4 protein-coding genes are annotated in these 4,113 nt (G+C 66.8%); 1 reads left to right on the top strand and 3 read right to left on the bottom strand.

Annotated elements, in window-relative coordinates; genetic code table 11:
* Positions 1-467: 467 nt before the first annotated feature.
* Together LK10_RS01660 and LK10_RS21640 are read right to left on the bottom strand one after the other, a co-directional pair.
* Positions 468-1,451 carry an ATP-dependent DNA ligase gene (locus LK10_RS01660; protein ID WP_043119660.1) on the bottom strand — a complete coding sequence of 328 codons (984 nt, stop codon included), beginning with the start codon at positions 1,449-1,451 and terminating at the stop codon, positions 468-470.
* Positions 1,432-1,608, bottom strand: a complete 177-nt coding sequence (locus tag LK10_RS21640; RefSeq protein WP_156143987.1) for a hypothetical protein — start codon at positions 1,606-1,608, stop codon at positions 1,432-1,434. The genes LK10_RS01660 and LK10_RS21640 overlap by 20 nt, the downstream gene beginning before the upstream one ends.
* Before the next feature lie 171 nt (positions 1,609-1,779).
* Between LK10_RS21640 and LK10_RS01655 the strand changes: the two genes are divergently transcribed.
* Positions 1,780-2,259: a DUF805 domain-containing protein gene (locus tag LK10_RS01655; protein WP_043119657.1), complete on the top strand. Its 480-nt coding sequence runs from the start codon at positions 1,780-1,782 to the stop codon at positions 2,257-2,259.
* 101 nt (positions 2,260-2,360) lie between these two features.
* On the opposite strand, the gene LK10_RS22150 is transcribed toward LK10_RS01655, so the two are convergent.
* Positions 2,361-4,113 (bottom strand): type I restriction endonuclease subunit R (locus tag LK10_RS22150; RefSeq protein ID WP_197061825.1); only part of this gene is annotated, 1,753 nt, incomplete at its 5' end.

Raw genomic sequence — 4,113 nt, 5'->3', positions numbered from 1 at the left:
CCCGTAGGGCGGTGCCGGGGGAAAATCTGCGGAGGAAATAAGCGACGAAGGAGCGCCGCAGCAGAATTTCCCCCGGTGCCGGCCCCGACGGAGGAGGGGCTTGTGCCGGTGGAGCGGGTGCGTACAATCCGCAGGACAGCCGGAAAAACAAGGCGGGCTCGCGCCTCGGCGGCGCAGCGAAGCGGAGCCGGCGGGGCGCGAGCCGTCACAGCCCGAGCGCAGCGAGGACCATGTCCAGGGCGCAGCCCTGGGAAGGCCCGTCCACGGGCCGCGCTTTTGGCGACCAGCTCTCCGTACTCTGGGCGTCGATACCGTTGAGGCAGGATGCTCTTGGGGTGCAGATTGAACGAGTCCGTGAATGCTGTTCCAGCGCTGCTGATCATCGTCGAGGCAGTATTCGCAGCCGCGGGATTCTTCTCGCTGGCGCGACGGTCGAGAGAGCGACGACGGCGCCGACCGGACGGGAACTAGCCTGCCCGGAGGGTCAGGGGGTCGGTGTCCGGCCTCGGCCGGACGAAGCGGACGAGATGCCGATACGCGATCCCGGTCCTTGCGGCGTCAGCTGAGACCTCGACGGCCACGGGCTCCACGAGCGTCAGGCGCACCGGGCCGGTGTCGCGTGCGAAGCGGCCGAACCAGCGCGGCGTGACTTCCTCCGGCCACGGGTGGCCGTGGGCCGGGGCGTGCAGGAACGTTGCGATCGCGGCCGACTGCGCGGCAGTGAGGGGTCCGGTGCGCCCGGCGACCCTCAGCCTGCCCGTGCGGTCGTACAGGCCGAGGACGAGCTGCCGCGGCTCCGCACGCGGCCCAATCACCGCACCAACGACGGCGTCAGATGGGGTGTAGGTCTTGGTCTTGAACCAGGAACGGCCCGTCCGATAGGGCTGGTCCCTCTTCGAGACGATGCCTTCCACGCCCGTGGGGGCGAGCTCTTCCCACCATTGGAGAGCGAGCTCGCGGTCGAGGGTCGCTGGTGAGATCTGCAGGGGCGGGGCGAACCCGGTGGCGAGTTCCTCGAGGAGCCGGCGCCGGTCGGACAGGCGCAGCGCGCGCACGTCGCGGCCGAGCACAGCGAGGACGTCGAACGCGACGAAGTTCACCGGCTGCGCTGCCGCGAGCCTGTTGGCAAGCGCCGGGCCTGCGGCGAGGCGGTGCAGGACTGCGTCGAAGTCCAGGCGCCCGTTGCTCCACGAGACGACCTCGCCGTCGACGACCGCGGGGCCTGGGATCTGCTCGAGCGCGGCGCGCTCGAGCTCGGGGAACTGCCTTGTGAGGTCGGTCCCCGAGCGGGACGAGATCCGGACGCGCTCGTTCTCTACTGCGATTGATCCGCGGACGCCGTCCCACTTGGGCTCGAATTGCAGCCCGGGCTCGTCCGGGATCCCCGGGACAGCCTTGGCAAGGGCGAGGTCGAAGGCCCCACCGAGAACATCAGCGCGGCCGGCCGTCATCGCTGCCGGCTTCTGGATGAGGTGGCTGGTCGTCCTCTTCTCCGTGCTGCTCGAAGGTGCGCATCACGCGGACACCGAACCAGGGGTCGTGTCCTGATTGGGTGCCGCGGAGCTCGTCGCGCAGGCGCATGCTCAGATCGTCGAGATCATCGGACATTTCAGCCTCCACCACCAGTGTGGACGCACTCTGCCCGTCTGCATCAGGCGTGTGGGAGGAAAGGGCCCTAGCCGCGTTCGTTCGGGGTCTGCCGCTGGGTTGGGGCTGCCGGCCGTACCAGTCGGCTACGATTGGGCCCGTTTGGATCATTCGATACAGGGGGTTACCGCAATGAGCTATCCGCAATACCCGCAGGGTCAGGCCTATTCGACAACGGCGGCGTCCGAGCCACCGTTGTGGGCACCGTTCTACGGGGCAGGTCCCAAGCAGGCAGTGCAGCGCTTCTTCGCCAAGTACGCAACGTTCCACGGCCGGGCCAGCCGCAGCGAGTACTGGTGGTGGGTGCTGGCCAACTTCATCGTCTGGATGGTCGGCGCCATCCTCGCGGCCGCGCTCGGCGGGGCCGGGAGCAACTCCTCCTCGATGTCCCCGGGAGGGCTCGTCGTCAGCATCCTCCTCTTCATCTGGTTCGCCGCCACGATCGTGCCGAACATCGCCGTCACGGTTCGCCGACTCCACGACGCGAACCTCAGCGGATGGCTAGTCCTGCTGAACCTCATCCCCTACCTCGGCGGCCTCGTCGTGCTCATCCTCACGATCCTGCCCCCGAAGCCAGAGGGGCAGCGCTTCGACCGTCCGACCGCCCCTTGACAGGGCCAACCGGGCATGTAGCGCGCGGCTCGGCCGCGAGCAAGCGCAGAGGGGACGGCGTCCGCCGAAGTGGGCGCCGTCCCCTCCGTCGCGGCTGCGCGCTAGGCTCGGGGCTGTCGAGCATCCAAGCGTGCCGGTTCCTGGGCGCCGTGCAGGTCCAGATAGAGCAGCTTGCCGAGAAGCTCGATCATCGCCTTCTCCACCGCGCCCTTCTCGTTGAACAGCTCGGTCATCCGCGAGTGCGCATCGTTGGTCTCCGCCACTGCTAGCAACAGCGCGTCTTTCAGGGTAGGTGACGCAAGGAACTGCTCCTCGCTGTTCACCTCGGCCTGCTCGCGCAGGTCCTCGTCTGTCTTCATCGCATCCACCAGCGCGTTCGTCCACGACGACACCTGGTCATCCCGGAAGTCCTCGCCGGCGAACTGCGAGTTCAGGCGGTCGATCAGCTCGTCCAGCAGTACCATCCGCGGGTCACGGCTCGCCTTCGACCCTGCCCCAGTGGTTGGCTTCAGTGGGACGACCTCGCCCTCGGCAAGGTCGAGCGTGTGCGTGCCCGTCTCCTTCTGCTTGATGTGGACAAGCTCGACGTCGGACAGGTCGACCCGATCTGAGCCGCCGCTCGCGCGCAGGTGCGGCGCCAGCAGCCGGAGGAAGATTGCGTGCTTCTCTACGTCGGTGTCGCCGAAGTCGATGATCTGTGACAGGAAGTCGTAGAGGCGCACGTACGTGCCGACGTCCTTGCGGAAGGTGTCGAGCTCGTCGATCGAGCCCTTGTCCTCCTTCGCGACCGCGGTGTTATAGGCGGCGATGAAGCGCTGCTTGACCGGCTGGATCGCCCCGGCCAGGGCGTTATTGCCCTTGTTCAGCACGAACGCCTCCACGACCGCGTCGAGCTCCTCGGGCGTGTAACGTCCCGAGGTGTCCAGCTTCGTCTGGAGGTCGTGGATCTGGTTCGGGTCGGTCGTCGCGACGATCTGTGCCTCCTCGTAGTACGGCTTGAAGGCGGCGAGGATCTCTTCCTCGTCGTTCACGAAGTCGAGGATCATCGTCTTCTTGCTTGGCACGAACCGGTTGAGGCGTGACAGGGTCTGCACGGCGGTGACCCCGGAGAGCTGACGGTCGACGTACATGGCGCACAGCAACGGCTGGTCGAAGCCCGTCTGAAACTTGTTCGCGACGATCATCACCCGGTACTCGTCGGTGTTGAAGGCAGTGCGCAGGTCCTTCACGCCGGGGTTCATCGAATGCTCGGTGAAGGGGCCCGGCCCGGTCTCGGGGTCATCGACCTCTCCTGAGAACGCAACGAGGCTCGTGTAGTCGGAGTAGCCCATCTTCGCGATGTAGGCGTCCATCGCCGTCTTGTACCTCACCGCCGCCTTGCGGGAGTCCGTCACGACCATCGCCTTCGCCCGGCCGCCGAGCAGCGGCTTCACGTTCGACTCGAAGTGCTCGATGATCACCTGGACCTTCTGAGCGATGTTCGTCGGATGCAGCTTCACCCAGCGCATCAGGCCCTTCGTCGCAGCCGACTCGTCGACCAGCTCGCCGTCCGCCTCGATCCTTCGGACCGGCTGCATCTGCCCGCCCTCCACCTTCTTCGCCAGCTCGAACGCCGTGTCGTAGGTGGTGTAGTTCAGCAGCACGTCGAGGATGAACTTCTCCTCGATCGCCTGCGCCATCGTGTATGTGTGGAATGGGTGCGGCAGCCCGTCCTCGCCAAGGGTGCCGAACATCTCCATCGTCTTCGCCTTCGGCGTCGCCGTGAAGGCGAGGAAGGTGATGTTGCGGGTGTCGGCCTTTGCCTTCGCCTCAGCGGCGAGGATCGCCTCAACGTCGACCTCGCCGCTGAGGCGA

This window comes from Sinomonas humi, assembly GCF_000802235.1.
GTDB lineage: Bacteria > Actinomycetota > Actinomycetes > Actinomycetales > Micrococcaceae > Sinomonas > Sinomonas humi.
The sequence above is the reverse complement of the archived record's forward strand: the minus strand, read 5'-3'. Positions and strand labels throughout refer to the sequence as shown.